The following is an 18122-nucleotide window of genomic DNA, read 5'->3' as shown; positions in this document are numbered from 1 at the left end:
GACGGCCGCGGTGAAGGCCGTGGACGCGGTGGCGGCCGACGCGGTGGCCGGGTGGGCGGCGGACGCGGGCGCGGACGCGGGGGTGCCGTCGTAGCCGCCGCCCTTGCCCGCCCGGTCGTAGGCGGAGCCGGGGAGCTTGTCGCCGTACTTCTTGTGGACCAGGCGCTGGTAGTCGGCCAGGGAGACACCGGCCTTGCCCACGGCGCGGCGCGCGTCGGGGTCGAGCGGGAGCACGCGGCCGTCGCGCACCACGTACCAGGCGTCGATCTGCGGCTCCTGGAAGACGGTTCCGCGGCCGTGCGCCTTGCCGACGTAGTCGGTCTCGTCGCCGCCGGTCGCGATGTTGACGACCTTCCACCCCCGCGCCGTCCGTACCGTCCACAGGGAGGCGACCTGGCCGTCGGCGGCGACCGCCTTGCTCGCGACGAACTGCGGGGCTGCGACGGGAGCGCCCGGTCGCCCGGCGACGAAACCGGGAGCGAGGGAGTAGACGGTCACCGAGGGCCCGACCAGACGCGGGCGGGCCGCGTCCGCCTTGAGGGCGCCGCCGCGGGCGAAGAAGCGCGACAGGGTGTGGAGGGTGGCGGGGCTGGACGCCGCCTCCCGTGCCTGGGCGGTGGCCGAGGTGGTGAAGGGCGCGGGGAAACCGGAGGCCGCGTGGGCGGAGGCGGGGGTGAGGACGCCGAGGGCCGTGGCGGCGAGCAGGGCGACGACGGCCGTGCGCGGACGGGTCGAGGTCATGGGGGTCACGCTCCGATCCCGTAGAGCGAATGCGTCCAGGTGAACGAGTTGTTGTCCACGTAGTAGTCGTAATCCGCCCAGTTGTAGCGGGAGTTGGAGGGCCAGGGGTCGCCCCAGTAGACCTGCCCGGCGGAGGCGTCGTAGCCGTAGAGCACATGCATGTGCCCGCCCCCGGAGCTCCACTCGATGCGCGTCTCGACGGGGCGGCCGGCCTCGATCTCCTTCTGCACGGTGGCGTAGCGCAAGTAACCCCGCACGTACGTACCGGGGTTGATGCCCATCCAGTCCAGGGCGCTCTGCACATTGTCCAGCGACGCCTGCCAGTTGCCGCAGGGGCTGCCCTGGGGGCGGCCGAACGCGGCGTCGCAGAACTGGTTCTGGTTGTAGTCGCGCCCGAACCACGAGGCGATGGTGTTGCCGCTCGCCGCCCAGCACCAATTGCTGTTCTGCTGCGCCTGCATGGTGATGTTCAGCCGCTTGGCGGCGGCGAGCGCGGGGCGAGCGGCGGCCGAAGGCGCCGCCTTTCGCACGGACTCGGGTGCGGCGTGCGCGGTGGCCGCCGGGAGGAACGCGGGCGTCAGGACGGCGACGGCCGTGAGGGCCAGCGACGCCAGCCGTATACGGCCCCGGTTGAAGGTGGACATGGCAGTGCTCCCAGTCAGGGTGGGGGGTGGCGGTGCGCGTCCGGACGCTGCCACAGCAGCTTTGATCAGCCGCCGGGCCCCGGTCAACGGCATCCGCCGCGGGATGGTGGTGAAGTAAACTTCGCGAGTACGGTTGTGAACGCCCCCGCGGTGCCGGCAGGTGGCGGCCCGTAGGCAACACCCCGTGCCCGTACGGGAAGTGAACGTTCACTGGAGGACGATCACGGGGGCCGGGAGAGGGAAGAGCCCCGATGGCAGCACGTGCTACCGATCGCCATGTCCCCCCGCGCCCCGGTGACCCGGCCCTCGGCCCGTCCCGCCGCCCCGCCCCTCCCGCCACCCCCGAGGCCGAACTCGCCGAAGCCCTGCGCACCGGCCCGTTCGCCATCGCGCTCCGGGCCGCGCTCGCCGCGCGCGGGCTGGCACTGCACCGGGTCCAGCACCGGCTCGCCCAGCGAGGCATACGGGTCGGGGTGACCAGCCTCAGCTACTGGCAGCGCGGTCTACGGCGGCCCGACCGGCCCGAGTCGCTGCGCGCCGTCACCGTACTGGAGGAGGTCCTGGAGCTTCCCCCGCACGCGCTCACCCGGCTGATCGGACCACGCGCGAGCGGCGACCGCCCCCCGGCCCGTCCGTACCGCGCCCTCCTCGAACCGGCCGCCGCGCTCGAATCACTGCTGGCGAGCCTCGCCGCACCGCAGGACGGCGGGCTGCACACCGTCATCCACTACGAGCACGTGCACATCGGCGCCCGCCGGGAACTGCTCGCACGGGACTCGCACCATGTCGTACGGGCCCACCGCGACGGCGTCGACCGCTATCTCGCCATCCACCTCGGCGACCCGGGCTGCGACACGGAACGGGTCCGGGTACGCGGCCTCGGCAACTGCCGGGTCGGGCGGACCCGGCGCGACGGCGCCTCGGGGATCGTCGTCGTGGAACTGCTCTTCGACGCGCGGCTGAGAACCGGTGAGACCGCCGTCCTCGGCTACCGCTTCGAGGACGGAACGGGCGCGCCCAGCGAGGAGTACGTGCGCGGCTTCACCTACGGCGGCGGCCAGTACGCCCTCCAGATCGGCTTCGACCGCGCCGCCCTCCCCGTCCACTGCCGCCGCTTCACCCGCCCCTCGGCAACCGCCCCCCGCACGTCGGTCACCGACCTGACCCTCAACGCCCACGGCTCGGTCCATCTCGTGGAGCAGCAGATCCGCCCGGGCGTCCTCGGCATCACCTGGGAGTGGGACTAGAGCCCGGTCCCGAAGGCGGGGGCGGCGCGAACGCCCTTCTGTTAGGCCGGATGCCGTCTGCGGATGCAGGCCGCGGTCGCCCGCCGCAGCATCCTGATCATGCGGATATCTACTGTGGTACGGACCAGTCCAGTGTCGGCGCGGCGCCGTGGGGCGCGTCATGTCATACCCGTGGCCCTCGTCTGCGGTGTGCTGCTGGCCGGCACCGCGGCGTGTGCCGGAGACGGCGGGCGCCCGAACCACGCCGGTGCGCCGGGTCTCAGCATCCCGGTGGCGTCCGGGTCCCCCAACCCGGGTGCGGTGCCCCGCCTTCCGGGCGTCGGAAGCCGTATGTCCAAGCGCGTACCGGCCGACAGCCGCCAGGCGGTGGTCGTCTACGGCGACGACCGGGACTCGGACGAGAGCACCGTCGTGCTCTACGAGCGAAAGGGCACCGCCTGGAAACTCGCGGGTACCTGGCCCGCGCACAACGGCAGGCAGGGCTGGACGACCGACCATCGCCTGGACGACGAGCGCAGCCCCGTCGGCGCGTTCTCCCTGACGGACGCGGGCGGGTCCCTCGAAGACCCCGGCAGCCGCCTGCCCTACTGGTACGACGACAACGCCTACGCGGCGATGACGGAGGAGGGCGACGAGCACGTCCACGACTTCGACTACGTCATCGCCATCGACTACAACCGGCTCAAGGGCGTCGCGCCGTTCGACTGGAACCGCCCGCAGGGAGTGGAGAAGGGCGGCGGCATATGGCTGCACCTGGACCACGGTGACGGTACGTCCGCGTGTGTCACCGTTCCCGAGTCCGGGATGAAGACTCTGCTGCGCACCCTGAACCCCCGCCTCCACCCCGTCGTGGTGATGGGGGACCGGGACCGTCTGAGCGCCTGACGGCGGGTCACCGGCGCGGTTCGCGGGACCGCGCCCACGCGGCGGCCACCGCGCCCGGCGACGGCGCTCGGCCACCGTGCTCGGCCACCGCGCCCAATCGGCGCGGTGGTCAGCCGGGCGGTCTGCGCCGGGTGCGCAGTGCCAGGACCAGGCAGACCGCGGCCGCGGCGATGGCGAGTGAGGCCAGCAGCCGTCCCCACGAGGTGCCCACCACCGGCGCCTGGGCGGCGAGCAGTACCACCGCGGTCGCCGCGGCGGCGGTCAGCGCGGGTGCCGCCCGCGGTCGGCCGGGCGGGGCGGTGACACCGACCGTCCACGCGTCGGTGGCCAGCAGGTAGGCGAGCAGCAGCGCGGCGACGCAGACGACCAGCGGGACCGGGGGGTCGGTGTACGCCGCGACCGCGATCGCCGCGGCCGGCAGCACGGTCGTCCGGCGGCGGGCCGCCACGGCGCGTCGGCGCATGGAGGTCAGAACGGGGCGCGCGTCGACCATCGGAGCGGCCCACCACGCGGCCCCCGCCGCTCCCAGGACCAGCACCTTGACCGGCCATGACGCGTGCAGGGCGGACGGCGGATCGCAGGCCCCGACGACAAGGGCCGTGCCGAGCAGGCGATCGGTGAGCCGGGAGGTGAGACGCGCGCGGAGCAGCGCGGCTCGGCTGCCGGCCGGGCGCGGATCCGGCCGGGCGGCGGCATCGGTCATCGGGTCCCCCCGTGGATGCGGGTGCGCAACAGCGGCGCGAGCGCGAGGTCCAGGCTCTCACCGGGCCGGTGGGCGATGACCGCGATGCCGCGTTCCACCAGGGCGAAGCGCATGGCGTCGCGGTCGGCCCGCCACAGCCGCAGCGCGAGTTCGCCCTCGGTGTCACCGGCTTCCAGGGCCGGTTCGCCGGTCGGGATCTCGACCACGACCATCGGGTTGGCCCGGGCGCGCACCTGGTGCAGGATGTCGAAGATCCGCTGGTCGGTCAGCGGCGTGATGACGTACACCAGCGCGCCTCGCGGCAACGCGGGCGGCGGGAGCAGGCCGATCCCCTCCGTGCGGTACGCGGCGTCCTTGCGGACGTCCAGCACACTCTCGACGACGCGGTAGAAGTACCCCTGGCCGCCGCCCGGTTGCAGCCAGCGGGTCACGCCGCCGACCGATACGACGCCGACCCGGTCGTGGGCGCGAAGGTAGGCGCGGACCAGCCCCGCGGCGGCCCGGAAGGTCTCGTCGAGCGAGGAGGCGCCGGTCACCGGGTCGACCACGTCGGCGAGCACGTCCAGCAGCACCACGGTGTCCGCCGTGCGCTCCGCGGCGAACTGGTGGACCTGGAGGCTGCCGCGCCGGGTGGTGGCCGGCCAGTGGATCCGCCGCTGCCGTTCGCCGACCACGTACGGGTGCACGCCGGTGACCTCGATGCCCTCGCCGCGCTGCGGGGCGGTGTGCTCGCCGAGCCGTTGCGGCAGCCGCACCGGGATGGGTGTGAGGCCGGCGTGCCCGGGGCGCGGGAAGACGGCGATCTCACCGAGATCGACCCGTACGGTGCGCCGGGCCAGCCCACCGAGGTCGTAGACGTCGACGTCGACCGTGCCGAGCGTCCAGCGGCCCCAGCGCCGCACGGTCAGCACGAGATCGACATGGCGCGGGCCGACCGCCAGGTGGTCCAGCCGGACCCCGTGGCCGAGGGTGATGCCGGGGTCCAGACGGCCGGTCTCACCGTCGCAGGCCACCGCGATCCGCACCGTCACCCGCTCACCCTCGAAGCACCGCCGGGGCTCCACCTCGGCCTCGGCCGTCACCGTGCCCGGGCGCGACCCGCTCGGCAGGGCGAGGGCGAGCAGCACCAGGGGCGCGGCGGCGAGCGCGAGCAGCCAGGGGCGCCCGGTGACCAGCGCGGCGACCAGCGCGACGACCGCCAACGTGCCCAGCCGCAGCGCGCGTTCACCGGTACGCCAGCCGGGCGGGGGCGGTGGCGGAGGCTCGGCGCTCAGGTCCGGGCGGTCGGCCAGGGCCCGTTGGACGGCGGCGGCCGCTTTGCTGGTCGGCACCGGCTCGGTCATGACACGACCGGCGTGCGCGGCAGGGTCTTCGGGGCGGGTACGGTCTGTACGATCTCCCGGATCACGTCGTCGCCGTCGATCTGCCGGACCCACAGCTCCGGCTTGAGGCTGACGCGGTGCGCGAGGGCCGGTACCGCCACGGATTTGACGTCCTCCGGGGTCGCGTAGTCGCGCAGGTCCAGGACGGCACGGGCGCGGGCCAGCTGCACCAGGGCGAGGCCGCCGCGCGGCGAGGCGCCGACCTGGACGTGCGGGTGCGCCCGGGTGGCGCCGACCAGCGCGACGACGTACTCCAGCAGGTCGTCGTCCACCTCGACGCGTTCGACGGCGGCCCGCATGGCCAGGACCTCGCCCGGCCCGCTGAGCGTGCGCACCACTGCCTCGGGGGCCGCCCGGTCGATACGCGCGCGCAGCATCCCGGTCTCCTGGGCCGCCGTCAGATAGCCCATCCGCACGCGCAGCAGAAACCGGTCGAGCTGTGCCTCGGGCAGGGTGTACGTGCCCTCGTACTCGATGGGGTTGGCCGTCGCGACGACCACGAAGGGATCCGGCAGCGGCCGGGTGCTCCCGTCGATGGACACCTGGGACTCGGCCATCGCCTCCAGCAGCGCGGCCTGGGTCTTGGGCGGGGTGCGGTTGATCTCGTCGGCGAGCAGCAGGTGGGTGAAGACCGGGCCGGGCCGGAAGACCATGTCGGCGCTGCGCTGGTCGTAGAACGGAGCGCCGGTGACATCGGAGGGCAGCAGGTCGGGGGTGAACTGGATCCGGCGGAAGTCCAGGCCGAGAGCGGTGGCGAAGGAGCGGGCCAGCAGCGTCTTCCCGAGCCCGGGCAGGTCCTCGATGAGGATGTGACCACCGGCGAGGACACCGAGCATCACCAGCGCCAGGGACTCCCTCTTGCCGACCACGGCGGTGCCGATCTCGTCGAGCACGGCCGCGGCCGCTTCACCCGCCTGCCGCGGGGTCAGGGTGTCGTGGTCCGGGACGGGCTGCGTGCTGGTCACGGTCGGATCCTCACGGGACGGGGAGCGGGACGGAGGCGGAGGTGGAGATGGAGGTGGAGGTGGAGGTGAGGCGGGGTCGGGGGCGGGTGCGCGGGCCGCGGGGTCAGCCGCGGCGCCGCGGGTCACAGGGCTTCCAGACGGTCGAGCAGGGCACGCAGCACGGGTTCGGGGAGGGTGGGCCCCGGAGCCGATGCCTCGGGGTCGATCCACGGCCACAGCTCGGCGCCGACCAGCGCCCGGGCCCGTCGCGGGTTCCGGTGCATCACCACGCCGTGCCGCTCGGCCAGCCGGGCGGCGAACAGCCGCTGCAACTGCGGCCTCATGACGGTGCGCAGATGCACCTCGCCGTCGTCCTCGAAGGTCTTGGCCACGATGCGCCGCCACCCGCCGAGCGCCGGGGCGTGGCTGCCGAGCAGGCGTACCCGCTTGCGGTGGTCGCTGTCCTGGGCGCCGCCGCCCGCGGCATAGCGCACCAGGACCAGCGCGCCCGCGGTGACCAGGGCGAAGCCGGTGACGGCCGCGGCGGCACCGTCGGCCAGGGCGAGCAGCACCTCGGCCGTGACGGCGACGCTGCCCAGGACGACGACCGAGTGCCGTATCGATCCGGGCGTCCGCACCACGGCGCCGACGAAGGTCTGTATCCGCGGGGGCACCTTCACGAGGCACCCGCCACGGCTTCGGGCCCGGACGCCCGCGCGCGCAGGCCGTCGGCGATCTCGGCGAGAGCCGCGGCGGCCCGGTCGCGGTGGCCGTCGTCCATCGGGTGCGTGGAGTAACGAGCCTCACGGAACAAGGCGGTGAGCTCGACGACGGCCGCCCGCGCGGGCAGCCCGCCCGCGGCAGCCCGCTCCAGCAGGTCCTGCGGGCTGTCCGAGGCGCGCCGGGCCACCCCGGAGGCGGCGAGCGACTCTTCCATGGAGGCGTAGCAGGCGATGACCGCCGCGCGGGCGTCGGTTCCGTCCAGCAGGGCACGGCGCCCGGAGTCCACGGCCCGGGTCAGCCGCTCGCGTTCGTCGCCGAGCGCCGCCGGGGCCTCGGGCACCGGCGGCCGGGCCCGAACCCGCCACAGGTACAGCCCCACGACCACGACGATTACGACGAGCACGACGACCAGGACGATGCCGAGACCGAGCAGAATGGGCGTCAGTTCGAGGCGCGAGCCGTGCTCGGCGTGCTCGCCGGTCGGCAGGTCGGGCATCGGAGCTGGCCTCGGGCTGGGAGACGCCGTCGGTCCGTCGCCGCGCCGGTGCTCGGCCTCGGGGCCACCGGACGAACCGAACCGGTGCAAGGCCAGGACGAGCAGCGGTACGACCAGCGACGCGACCGGCAGTACGCGGCTCACGACGTCGACCACCCGCTGTTCCACCGGGTCGAGCCCCCGGACGGCGCGGATCTGCTCCCGATACTTCTCGCGCAGCCAAAAGCCGCCGAGGAGCGCCAGCAGGGCGAGACCGACCACGAGCACCGCATTGCCGCCGAGCGGCCCGCGCCCCTTGGCCGACAGGCCCGTGCCGGGGCGCAACAGCAGCGCTGCCAGCGCCACTCCGCCCACCACCAGCGCCGTCAACGCGATCTGCGCGGCGCCGATCGTCCCGTGCCGCCGCCGCGCACTCGCCGTATGCTCTCGCCCCACCGCCCACACCCCTCCCGTGTGATCGGCAGCTTTGCATACTGATTGACGACGTGTCGGCAGGGGGGCACCGGCGGGACGGCCCGGCCGGAACCCCCGGTGCACCGCAGATCCCCTCTCTCTCCTCTCCTACTGCTCCCTCCCCTTCCTGAGAACGAACCCGGCGTGGGCGAGGGCGGCCAGGGTGACGGCCGTCAGCAGCACGGGTGTCGTCGTGACGTGGCCGAGGAGCGTGAGGACGTACGGGGTGAACATGCCGAGGTATGCCACCGTCCAGAACCAGGCCGTCCAGCGGGCGAGCCGGTGGGGCGGGGCGAGAGCCGCGGTCCGGGTCAGCCCGTGCGTGAGGGCCAGCCCGTAGCCCGCGCCGAGGACGATCGCGGCGAGGAGGGCGAGGGGCTCGTTGGCCGTCGCGGCGGCGACGGCGGCGATCGCCGTGCCGACCGCCACGACCAGGAGGCTCGCGGCGGGCGTGGCCGGGGCCCGCCGTGCGGTGAGCAGACCGGTGCCGGGGACCACGGCCGTCGCGACGCCCGTGAGGACCAGACCGCTGTGCAGAGTGCTCGGCAGCGTCACGAACCCGATGGTGGGCGCCGCGAAGACCCAGGGCGCCAGGGGCAGGACCGTGCGCCGAAAGCGGTGGCCGGCGTCTTCGCGGGCGGCTTCGCAGCCGTGCACCGGGAGCGATCCGCCCGTCTCCGGCGCGGCCAGTGCGAGCGAGCCCGCCAACGCGCCGAGGACGAGGTGCGGGACGTACGCCGTCACCATCGGCCAGGGCGCCCACCGCGCTATGCACGCCGCCACGAGGCCGCCCGTCGCGAAGCCCGCGGAGACGAACAGGCCGGAGCGGCGCGGCGAGCCGGAGAGTTCCTTGATCCAGGCGCTGCCCGCGGCCAGCAGCGCGCCCGCGCTGACCCCGGTCAGGAAGCGGCCGGGCAGCAGCAGCCAGGTACCGCCCCACGCGCCGCCCGCCATGAGGAACACGGTGGACAGGACGTTGAGCGCGAGGGCCGTGAGCGCCACCGGGCGTCGTCCCCTGCGGTCCGCGAGCGGGCCCGCGAGCAGCAGCGCGGGTATCAGACCGACGACATACACCGCGAACAGGCCGGTCACCGTGGACTCGGTGAGGCCGAGGTGGCTCCGGTAGGCGCCGAGCAGGGCCGAGAACTGGTTGGCGCTCCAGCCGGAGGCCAGCATGATCCATGCGGCGCGGCCGTTCCGGGCGCCGGAGTTCGTGGGAAGGGCGGTGACGGGCACGGTGTTCGGGGCCGTGACAGGAGGTGCGGTCATGCCCCCCTTCGTACCTGCCCGACTGTTCGGTCCGCGCGGGCCGTTCACGAATCGTGAACGGCCCGCGCCAGCGGCCCGGCGCCCCGTCTACCCTGGACGTATGGCGCTTGACCTGCGGCTGCTGTCGTCGTTCCTGGCGGTCGTCGAAGAGGGACACTTCGGACGGGCCGCGGCACGGCTCTTCCTGTCGCCGCCCGCCGTCACCCAGCACATCCGCCGACTGGAGAACCAGGTCGGCGCGCGGCTCCTGGACCGCTCGGGCTCCCCCGTGGTGCCGACGGCCGCCGGAGTACGGTTCGCCGGACACGCGCGCACCCTCCTCGACGCCGCGAACGCCGCGCTGGACGACCTCGCGGACGTCGCGCTGGAGACCGACGTCGGGCGGCCACTGCGGGTGGGGATCATGGGCCACGGCTCGGCGGAGCTGACGCCCGCGGCCATCAACGCCTACCGGCGGGCCCGGCCCGAGGTGCGGGTGGAGATCCGGCAGCTGGACTTCACCGAGCATGTGACCGCGCTGGTGGAGGACCGGGTGGACGTGGCCTTCGTACGGCCGTCCCCGGACGACGAGCGGCTCGTCGCGGATGTCCTCACCACCGAGCAGCGGATCATCGTCGTGCCCGAACGGTCGCCGCTGGCCGACGCCCGGACGTCCGGGGTCGGCGTCGCGGACCTCACCGAACTGCCGCTGTTCCGGGTGCCGGGACACACCCCGCACTCCTTCACCGACTATCTGTACTTCGGCGACCGCGCCCAGCGCCGCAGCTCCGAGTACGCCGTCACCCCGCAGGAGGTCCTGACCGGCGTGGTCACCGGCCGGTCCGCGGGCTCCGGTCTGCGCTCCTTCGCGCGGTACTACGCATGGCCGGGCGCCGTCTTCATACCCGTTCTCGACGCGCCGTGGGAGAGCAGCTATCTCGCGGTGCGGGCCGGTGACGACAACCCGGAGGTACGGATCTTCCGGGCGCTCGCGGTGGCCCTCGCGAAGGACATGGGCCCCGTCATCGCGGGCTGAGCGGGACCCTGGGCCAGACCTTGAGCCAGACCTTGAGGCAGAGCCTGGGCCAGACTCTGGGCCAGACCGGAAATGCGTCGGCGCGCCCCCGTGCTACGGCGCGGTGGCCGGGTGCGGGGAGCGGAGCACGAGAAGGGTGATCTCGCTGGGGGCGAAGACACGGAACGGCGGGCCCCAGAAGCCGGTGCCGCGGCTGGTGTAGAGGAGTGTGCGGGCGCCGTGGTGGCTGAGGCCGGCCAGGGCGGGCTGATCGATGCCGACGAGGTGGTGGAAGGGCCAGATCTGGCCGCCGTGCGTATGCCCGGAGAGCTGGAGGTCGATACCGGCGGCTGCCGCCCGGTCGACGAACTTGGGCTGGTGGGCCAGGAGCAGGACGGGCAGATCGGGGTCGGCGCCGTCCAGGGCTCCGGCGAGGTGGGCGCGATGGCCCGCCAGGCCGGACGACTCGGCGGTGACGTCGTCCACACCGGCGACCACGAGGGTGTCGCCGCCGCGTTCGAGCAGCAGATGCCGGTTGCGCAGCGGTTCCCAGCCCAGCTCGTCCATGAGGTCGACCCAGCCCTGGGCCTCGCTGTAGTACTCGTGGTTGCCGGTGACGTACACCCGGGCCCGGGTGGCCCGCACGGTCCCGAGCGGAACAGCCTGTGCGCGGCGGCGCTCGGCCGTGCCGTCCGCGATGTCACCGGTGTGGCAGACCAGGTCGGCCTCCAGCGTGTTCACGGTTTCGCATACCCGCTCCGACCACCGGGTTCGATCGAGCGGACCGTAGTGGGTGTCGGTGATGAGGGCGACGCGGACGCCGTCCAACCCGGGGCCCAGCCGCGGGAGTCGCACATCGAGTCGGCGCACGCGCGGCACCCGGCGGGCTTCGGCGTACCCCCAGGCGAGCAGGACGGCGGTCACGCCGAGGACGGCCCAGGTGACGATGCGAGCCCTGTCCTGACTCCCGCCGACACCGGCCACGGTCAGGGCGAGCCGCAACAGCACACCGAGCAGCACGGACCAGGTGAACAGAACCCAGCTGGCACCCAGCAGGGCGTCACCGATGATCGCCGCCCGGTCCCGCTGACGCCGGCCGTGGCCGCGCGTCATCGCGAGCGGCATACCGATGAGGCCGAGGACGAACAGGACGGTGCCGACCAGCGCGACGGGAAACGGCCAGTGCTGCCCCGCGTGCAGAAGCACCCAGCAGGGCACGGCCCACAACAGGACGGGGGCGACCAGAGGTATGAAACGCATCAAGCGGCGCAGTCGGCTCCGCCCCGGCGCCTGCGCCTCGCTGTCGGCGGGTCGGGTGCTGCTGGTCTCGGTCACGCTTCCCCTCTCTGACCGGGCTGCCGTCTCGCGCACTGTATCCGGTCGCCCTCGGGACCCGGCCCGGCCCTCATGAGTACGGCCGTGCTTGGTGCTGCCGCCGGTGGAGAGCGCGCAATGAACACCGCGAGGCAGCGGAACTCCCCACTTGGGCCCACCTGCCGGGTATAGGGACGCCAGGCGAGCTCCGCTGTAGGCGGCAGCTGACCTCCGGCCAGGACTTCGTCCAGCGCAGCGCTGCCCGCGATCGTCTCCGGGGCGGCGGGCGCGGGCGGCTGTGCGGGTACGGGAGTGGCCACGACGCCATGGAAGAAGGTTCGGCCTGCTCTTGTCAGCTGACAGCCCGTCATCGCTGATGGAGCCCCTGATACGGCCGGAGTACAGCTCCAGCCGCTCGAATTCGGCCGCTCGCACTTCGGCGTACGCCCGCTCGCCGGTTGCCGAGTCGCGGGCACGGAACCGGCGGCGTCCAGCTGCCCACCATCGGCACGGTCTCCCTTCAGGCTCAGGAGCCACAGTGATTTTGCGCGGGGTCCTCCCATGCCGGGTCTACGGTGATGTTCCAGCCCCTCAGCATGGAAAGAATCTCCGCCCGAGTCTTCGGCCCGGCGAACCGGAGGGCGCGGTCGATTACTTCTCTGCTTTTCAGGAAGGTCTCCACGAAGGTGAAGTAGGCGGTATCCACCAGCCAACCCGTGGGGTCCTCCTCAAGCGCCTCGATGAATTCGAAACAGCGCTTCAGGAAGTCCTCTGCCGTCGCGTCGATTTCCGGTGATTCCATCAGGGGCTGGAACAGCGGGTATGCGAGAACTTCGGACAAAAGGGTCCCGGGATGGGTGGTGATCTGTTCCCAGTGGGTCACCTGTGACGCGCGGAGGCCATGGCGGTCTGCCGCCTTGTCGAGATGCGGCTCCACTTCCGGGAGCAGCCGCATGAGCTGCGTGATCAAATCATCGGAGGAGATTCCTCGCACATCCACACCCCTTCGTTCTGTACTGAAAATACCGCGCCACCGGCCGAGAACCTTCCCCGGCCGGTGGCGCCTCTGCTGTGCTCGGCGCTTGTGTTCGGCGCTGTGAGGTCAGGCCGTCGGGATCACACAGAGCAGTCACCGAAGAACAGGCACCCGGCGCCCTGTCCGTCAGGGACCACCCCGAACGCCTTCGGACGGAGGTTCTCAGCGACGGCGAACTTCTTGCGCAGAGGTGGGAGACAGGCGGGAGGAACCAGTGATGGGGCCGCACCTCGCCCAGCAGCCCAGAGCGAGTGACAGAGGGGCGCCTGCCGGGAAACTGCCCCGGCAGGCGCCCCTCTTCTCGTGTCCGGTGTCTAGAAGAAGCCCAGCTTCTTCGGCGAGTACGACACCAGGAGGTTCTTCGTCTGCTGGTAGTGCTCCAGCATCATCTTGTGGGTCTCGCGCCCGATGCCGGACTGCTTGTAGCCGCCGAACGCCGCGTGCGCCGGGTAGGCGTGGTAGCAGTTGGTCCAGACGCGGCCCGCCTGGATCGCGCGGCCCGCGCGGTAGGCGGTGTTGGCGTCCCGGGTCCACACACCCGCGCCGAGCCCGTACAGCGTGTCGTTGGCGATCTTGATGGCGTCGTCGAAGTCCTCGAAGGAGGCCACCGAGACGACCGGGCCGAAGATCTCCTCCTGGAAGACCCGCATCCGGTTGTCGCCCTCGAAGATGGTCGGCTGCACGTAGTAGCCGCCCTTCAACTCACCGTCGTACTCGATGCGTTCGCCACCCGTGAGGACCTTCGCGCCCTCCTGCCGGCCGATGTCCAGGTAGGAGAGGATCTTCTCCAGCTGGTCGTTGGACGCCTGGGCGCCGATCATCGTGTCGGTGTCGAGCGGGTGCCCCGGCTTGATCTGCCGGGTGCGCTCGACCGCGGCCGCCAGGAACTCCGCGTAGTGGCCGCGCTGCACGAGCGCCCGCGACGGGCAGGTGCACACCTCGCCCTGGTTGAGCGCGAACATGGTGAAGCCTTCCAGCGCCTTGTCGCGGAAGTCGTCGTCGTGCGCCCATACGTCGTCGAAGAAGATGTTCGGCGACTTGCCGCCCAGTTCGAGGGTGACCGGCTTGATGTTCTCCGAGGCGTACTGCATGATCAGCCGCCCCGTCGTGGTCTCCCCGGTGAACGCCACCTTCGCCACCCGCGGGCTCGACGCCAGCGGCTTGCCCGCCTCGACACCGAACCCGTTGACGATGTTCAGCACCCCCGGCGGCAGCAGGTCCGCGATCAGGCTCACCCAGTAGTGGATGGACGCGGGGGTCTGCTCGGCCGGCTTGAGCACCACCGCGTTGCCCGCGGCGAGCGCCGGCGCGAGCTTCCACGTGGCCATCAGGATCGGGAAGTTCCAGGGGATGATCTGCGCGACGACCCCGAGCGGCTCATGGAAGTGGTACGCCACCGTGTCGTCGTCGATCTCGCCCAGCGACCCCTCCTGCGCCCGGATCGCCCCGGCGAAGTACCGGAAGTGGTCGATCGCCAGCGGGATGTCCGCCGCCAGCGTCTCCCGCACCGGCTTGCCGTTCTCCCAGCTCTCCGCCACCGCGAGGGCTTCGAGGTTGGCCTCCATACGGTCGGCGATCTTCCGCAGGACGTCCGAGCGCTCCGTCACCGACGTACGGCCCCACCCGGGAGCGGCCGCGTGCGCCGCGTCCAGTGCCCGCTCCACGTCCTCCGCGGTACCGCGCGCGATCTCGGTGAACGGCAGTCCGTTGACCGGCGACGGGTTCTCGAAGTACTGCCCGCGCGCCGGCGGCACGTACTCGCCGCCGATGAAGTGGTCGTAGCGCGACTGGTAGGAGACGATCGCGCCCTCGGTGCCCGGCGCCGCGTAACGAGTCATCCTGGTGTGCCTCCCGGTGCAGCGCTGCCCGCCCTTGGGCAGCTCTCGGCGCGAGGCTAGGCGCGCGGACGTTGCAAGTACGTTGCGCCCCCGGCCCACCCCCCTGCCCGCGCGCCCGGCACGGCCAACTCCGTCTCCAGCGCCGCCAGCCGGGACCGCACCGACGCCGTCGGGCGCACCGTCGCGAGCGCCCGCCACACCTCGAGGTCGTCCTCGCCCCACGGCGCGTGCGCCCAGTCGGCCAGCAGATCGGGATCGCGCCCCGCGACCAGCGCCGTCCGCAGCCCCCGCGCGAGCCGGTCCCGCAGCCGTACGATCGCCGGGGCCTGCGAACCGGGCAGCAGCGGACCGGCGTACGCCTGCGCCGCCGCGGTGAGCGCCCCCGACGCCAGCCGCCGCTCCACCACGGTCGCGTCCGCGTCGACCGCGGCCGTCAGCCGGTACGGCCGCGAGGCCAGCAGACCCGGCCCCAACGACCGCCGCAACCGCGCCAGTTCCGCCCGCAACGTCACCGGGGTCACGGACTCGTCCGCGTACAGCGCGCACAGCAATGCGTCACCCGTCAGCCCCTCGGGATGCCGTGACAGCAGCAGTGCGATCTCACTGTGCCGACGGCTCAGCCTCATCCGCCGCCCCTGGACAATGAGTTCGGCCTCGTCCCGGCCCAGCGCGCGCAGCGTCGGCGGGTCCGCGGCACACCGCGCCGGAGCGAGCAGCGCCAACTGGGCCTCCGCCGCCCGCGCCACGGCCTGCACGAACCCCAGGCTGTGCGGGTGCGCCAGCCCGTCCCCACCGGTGACGTCCACGGCGCCCAGCACCCGCCCGGTGCGCGGATCGTGCACCGGAGCGGCCACGCACGTCCAGGGCTGCACCCGCCGGGTGAAGTGCTCCGCCGCGAACACCTGCACCGGCCGGTCCAGCGCCACGGCGGTCCCCGGCGCGTTGGTGCCCACCGCCGCCTCCGACCAGCGCGCCCCCGGCACGAAGTTCATCGCGTCCGCCCGCCGCCGCGCCGCCGGGTGCCCCTCGACCCACAGCAGCCTGCCCTGCGCGTCGCACACCGCGAGCAACTGCTCGTCCTCGGCGGCGAACGTGCCCAGCAGCTCCCGGAACAGCGGCATCACCCGGGCCAGCGGATGCTCCGCCCGGTAGACACCGAGATCACCGTCGGACAACTCCACGCACGCCGTGCCGTCCGGTACGACCCCGGCCCGCGCGCTGCGCCGCCACGACTCCGCCACCACCGACCGGACCGGGCGCGGCACCGCGCCCACCGTGGTGAACGTCTCGTGCGCGCGGCGCAGCACCCGGACCCGCTCGGCGGGATCGGCCCCCGGTTCCAGGGCCACCCACGGATCGGTCAACTCGGCCTCCCCGGACGGTTTTACGGCGGTGATCCGGCTGGGACCATCGTCACGTGCCGTGTCCGCGCAGACAACCGGTGTGACGCCGGTTCGGGATCTGTGCTAAGCGAAGTTGACGAGTCGGATGTAGCGGACCCAGTCCCAGTTGGGGCCGGGATCGGTGTGGTCGGTGCCGGGCACCTGGTAGTGGCCGATGATGTGCTCCCTGTCCTTGGGGATGCCGTATCTGTCGCAGACGGACGCCGTGAGCTTCGCCGACTGCTCGTAGAGGGCGTTGGTGAAGTAGGCGGGCTGGTCCACCCAGCCCTCGTGCTCGATGCCGACGCTGCGGGTGTTGTAGCTCCAGTTGCCCGCGTGCCAGGCGATGTCGCTCTCGCGCACGCACTGGGCGACGTGTCCGTCCGCGGAGCGCACCAGGTAGTGCGCGGTCACCTGCTTGTCCGGGTTCTGGAAGATGGCCAGGGTGTTGGCGTACGTCTCCTGGGTGACATGGATGATGACCCGGTCGATCGCGTAGCTGCCGGGCCGGCTGGAGTCCGTGTAGTTGGCGGTGCTGGCGGGCACCCACTCGGCGGGCGGATAGTCGACGGAACCGCTCGCCCCTGCCTGCGGTTCGGGAAGCAGCGCGTACGGAACGGCGGCGAGCGCCGCGCCCTTCAGGATCCATCGTCTGCTCAGACGCGGCCTTTCCCGGTCCATGTCCATCGTGGGATGCCTTTCTGGAGTGGGGGCGTCGGGGAGTGAGGGGAGTACGGGCGGTGGTGCGCTTGGAGTGGGGGAGTGTCGGGTGTCGTGGTGGGCGCGGGTGTGTGCGGGGTACCGTGACCGGTCGTCAGCCGCGCAGCGCCCGTGCGGCTTCCCGGAGCCGCGCGTGCACACCGCGGTAGGTCTCCCGCGCGGGCAACCAGTCCTTGCGGAGCTTGGCCACGCAGGTGTAGTTCGTGTCGCACACGTTCGCCAGCGGTGACTCGACCGTCTGGGTGGCGAACTGGTACGCGTCCAGTTCGCTGAACCCGTAGTCGCTCACCAGCCAACGCACCAGGTCCGCCTGCGATATCCGGAACGCGTCCTCCAACGGGCGCGCCGAGCCGGTCGAGACGATGTGCGTGTCCGACTCCAGCCGAGGCCAGGGGGTCGCGACGCCCTTGAGGAGGTCCACGATCACCACGGTGTTCATCGCACACTCCACGGCCACCCCGCAGGTCTCGCCCTCGCCCTGACGGGCATGCCCGTCCCCGAGGCTGAGCAGGGCGCCCTCCACATTGACCCCGAGGTAGCAGGTGACGCCGGCACGCATCTCGGGCGTGTCCATGTTTCCGCCGTGCGCGTCCGGGACCAGCGCCGAGCGGACCTCCAGATTCGCCGGCGCCACGCCCACCGTGCCGTGCATCGGCTCCAGGGGCAGCTCCCTCTCGAAGTCGCTGTCCCGCGCCCGGAAGAGGGCGGTGCGCCGGGTCCGGTCCAGCTCCCAGATCCAGACCCGCTCCGGCAGCGGTGGCTGGAGCGAGGCGGTGGCGTGGGTGGAGGTGAGCGCCCCGAAGAGGGGGACCGTCGTGGACGCCGCCCAGTCGCGTGCCGGTTCGATCGACACGAAGTGCACGGCCACCGTGTCGCCGGGTTCCGCGCCCTCGATGTGGAAGGGACCGGTCTGGGGATTGAGGAACGGGAACTCGCAGACCTCGGACACAAGGTCCTTCTCGGAGCGGACCCGCCCGGCGAAGCAGTCCTCCGTGAACAGGTCGAGCACCGTGCCGGGCGCGACGCGGGCCACGGGTGCCGCGCCACCGAACGTCCAGGCGTATTCGCCCGGCTCCGGTCGCACGGTGAGGATCCGGGGGTCGGTCATCGTGTCGTGGGTCCCTTCTGGTGGGGCGGGTCGTGGAGGAGGGCGAGGGGGGAAGAGGACAAGGGGAGGAGGATGAGGGGAGGAGGACAAGAGGAGAAGGGGGGAGTGCGGGCTGCCGGGCAGCAGACGCAGCGTGACGTGGCCGGCGGTCGGCGGTCGGTGGTCGGCGTGGCGCGGGATGGCGTGGTGTTCGGTGGGCGGCACCTGTGACCACCGGGCATCGGGCGGTCGTACGGCACGCGG

General features: G+C 72.7%; 17 protein-coding genes. 3 read left to right on the top strand and 14 right to left on the bottom strand.

Annotated elements, in window-relative coordinates; translation table 11 throughout:
• On the bottom strand, positions 1-741 hold a 741-nt coding region (locus ACLF5H_RS22225), incomplete at its 3' end, for a hypothetical protein (protein WP_421677776.1).
• A 5-nt stretch (positions 742-746) separates the two neighbouring features.
• On the bottom strand, positions 747-1385 hold the full coding sequence (locus ACLF5H_RS22220) for a papain-like cysteine protease family protein (protein WP_421677775.1): 639 nt from the start codon (positions 1383-1385) through the stop codon (positions 747-749).
• Between the two features lie 251 nt (positions 1386-1636).
• On the opposite strand from ACLF5H_RS22220, the gene ACLF5H_RS22215 reads away from it, so the two are divergent.
• Together ACLF5H_RS22215 and ACLF5H_RS22210 are read left to right on the top strand one after the other, a co-directional pair.
• On the top strand, positions 1637-2632 hold the full coding sequence (locus tag ACLF5H_RS22215) for a hypothetical protein (RefSeq protein ID WP_421677774.1): 996 nt from the start codon (positions 1637-1639) through the stop codon (positions 2630-2632).
• A 330-nt stretch (positions 2633-2962) separates the two neighbouring features.
• Positions 2963-3517, top strand: a complete 555-nt coding sequence (locus ACLF5H_RS22210) for a hypothetical protein (protein ID WP_421677773.1) — start codon at positions 2963-2965, stop codon at positions 3515-3517.
• 109 nt (positions 3518-3626) lie between these two features.
• On the opposite strand, the gene ACLF5H_RS22205 is transcribed toward ACLF5H_RS22210, so the two are convergent.
• The 6 genes from ACLF5H_RS22205 to ACLF5H_RS22180 form a co-directional block, all read right to left on the bottom strand.
• Complete coding sequence (locus ACLF5H_RS22205; protein WP_421677772.1) at positions 3627-4220, bottom strand: hypothetical protein; 594 nt, start codon at positions 4218-4220, stop codon at positions 3627-3629.
• A complete protein-coding gene (locus ACLF5H_RS22200) occupies positions 4217-5563 on the bottom strand; it encodes a DUF58 domain-containing protein (protein WP_421677771.1) in 1347 nt (448 codons plus the stop codon). The genes ACLF5H_RS22205 and ACLF5H_RS22200 overlap by 4 nt, the downstream gene beginning before the upstream one ends.
• On the bottom strand, positions 5560-6567 hold the full coding sequence (locus ACLF5H_RS22195) for an AAA family ATPase (RefSeq protein ID WP_421677770.1): 1008 nt from the start codon (positions 6565-6567) through the stop codon (positions 5560-5562). The genes ACLF5H_RS22200 and ACLF5H_RS22195 overlap by 4 nt, the downstream gene beginning before the upstream one ends.
• Positions 6568-6689: 122 nt before the next feature.
• Positions 6690-7226 carry a hypothetical protein gene (locus tag ACLF5H_RS22190; protein WP_421677769.1) on the bottom strand — a complete coding sequence of 179 codons (537 nt, stop codon included), beginning with the start codon at positions 7224-7226 and terminating at the stop codon, positions 6690-6692.
• Positions 7223-8200, bottom strand: a complete 978-nt coding sequence (locus ACLF5H_RS22185) for a DUF4129 domain-containing protein (RefSeq protein ID WP_421677768.1) — start codon at positions 8198-8200, stop codon at positions 7223-7225. Before ACLF5H_RS22185 ends, ACLF5H_RS22190 begins: the two co-directional genes overlap by 4 nt.
• A 126-nt stretch (positions 8201-8326) precedes the next feature.
• Positions 8327-9487: an MFS transporter gene (locus ACLF5H_RS22180; RefSeq protein WP_421677767.1), complete on the bottom strand. Its 1161-nt coding sequence runs from the start codon at positions 9485-9487 to the stop codon at positions 8327-8329.
• A 100-nt stretch (positions 9488-9587) separates the two neighbouring features.
• Between ACLF5H_RS22180 and ACLF5H_RS22175 the strand changes: the two genes are divergently transcribed.
• Positions 9588-10502 carry a LysR family transcriptional regulator gene (locus ACLF5H_RS22175; RefSeq protein ID WP_421677766.1) on the top strand — a complete coding sequence of 305 codons (915 nt, stop codon included), beginning with the start codon at positions 9588-9590 and terminating at the stop codon, positions 10500-10502.
• A gap of 93 nt (positions 10503-10595) precedes the next feature.
• Here ACLF5H_RS22175 and ACLF5H_RS22170 read toward each other — a convergent pair whose 3' ends face one another.
• The 6 genes from ACLF5H_RS22170 to ACLF5H_RS22145 all read right to left on the bottom strand — a co-directional run bounded on the left by ACLF5H_RS22170 (position 10596) and on the right by ACLF5H_RS22145 (position 17879).
• Positions 10596-11816 carry a metallophosphoesterase gene (locus tag ACLF5H_RS22170; RefSeq protein ID WP_421677765.1) on the bottom strand — a complete coding sequence of 407 codons (1221 nt, stop codon included), beginning with the start codon at positions 11814-11816 and terminating at the stop codon, positions 10596-10598.
• 505 nt (positions 11817-12321) lie between these two features.
• The gene (locus ACLF5H_RS22165) at positions 12322-12789 is read right to left on the bottom strand and encodes a hypothetical protein (protein ID WP_421677764.1); all 468 of its coding nucleotides are present in this window, start codon (positions 12787-12789) and stop codon (positions 12322-12324) included.
• Positions 12790-13145: 356 nt separating this feature from the next.
• Positions 13146-14669 carry an aldehyde dehydrogenase gene (gene adh, locus ACLF5H_RS22160; RefSeq protein WP_421677763.1) on the bottom strand — a complete coding sequence of 508 codons (1524 nt, stop codon included), beginning with the start codon at positions 14667-14669 and terminating at the stop codon, positions 13146-13148.
• Positions 14670-14725: 56 nt separating this feature from the next.
• Positions 14726-16033: a GAF domain-containing protein gene (locus ACLF5H_RS22155; RefSeq protein ID WP_421677762.1), complete on the bottom strand. Its 1308-nt coding sequence runs from the start codon at positions 16031-16033 to the stop codon at positions 14726-14728.
• A 102-nt stretch (positions 16034-16135) separates the two neighbouring features.
• The gene (locus tag ACLF5H_RS22150; RefSeq protein WP_421677761.1) at positions 16136-16732 is read right to left on the bottom strand and encodes an N-acetylmuramoyl-L-alanine amidase; all 597 of its coding nucleotides are present in this window, start codon (positions 16730-16732) and stop codon (positions 16136-16138) included.
• Positions 16733-16865: 133 nt separating this feature from the next.
• On the bottom strand, positions 16866-17879 hold the full coding sequence (locus ACLF5H_RS22145; protein ID WP_421677760.1) for an acetamidase/formamidase family protein: 1014 nt from the start codon (positions 17877-17879) through the stop codon (positions 16866-16868).
• Positions 17880-18122: the final 243 nt, after the last annotated feature.

Origin of the sequence: Streptomyces sp. LaBMicrA B280 (assembly GCF_049222185.1) — a bacterium.
Lineage (GTDB): Bacteria > Actinomycetota > Actinomycetes > Streptomycetales > Streptomycetaceae > Streptomyces > Streptomyces murinus.
Note: the sequence above shows the minus strand (reverse complement) of the source record. Positions and strands in the feature narration are given on the sequence as shown.